Genomic DNA, 238 nt, shown 5'->3' with positions numbered 1-238 from the left:
GTACATCCCGCAGCCGGAGCGTCCGGTCGACCGTCCGTTCCTGATGCCGATCGAAGACGTGTTCTCGATCTCGGGCCGGGGCACCGTGGTGACCGGCCGTGTTGAGCGCGGCATCGTGAAGGTCGGCGAGGAAGTCGAAATCGTCGGCCTGAAGGCGACGGTGAAGACGACGGTGACGGGCGTCGAGATGTTCCGCAAGCTGCTCGACTCCGGGCAAGCCGGCGACAACATCGGCGCT

1 protein-coding gene is annotated in these 238 nt (G+C 66.0%); it reads left to right on the top strand.

Features of this window, described 5'->3' with window-relative positions:
* Nucleotides 1–238, top strand: a 238-nt coding sequence (locus TSH64_RS19400) for an EF-Tu/IF-2/RF-3 family GTPase (protein WP_247873042.1), incomplete at both ends; no start/stop codon positions are given.

It is taken from the genome of Azospirillum sp. TSH64, from assembly GCF_003116035.1.
GTDB lineage: Bacteria > Pseudomonadota > Alphaproteobacteria > Azospirillales > Azospirillaceae > Azospirillum.
Note: the sequence above shows the minus strand (reverse complement) of the source record. Positions and strands in the feature narration are given on the sequence as shown.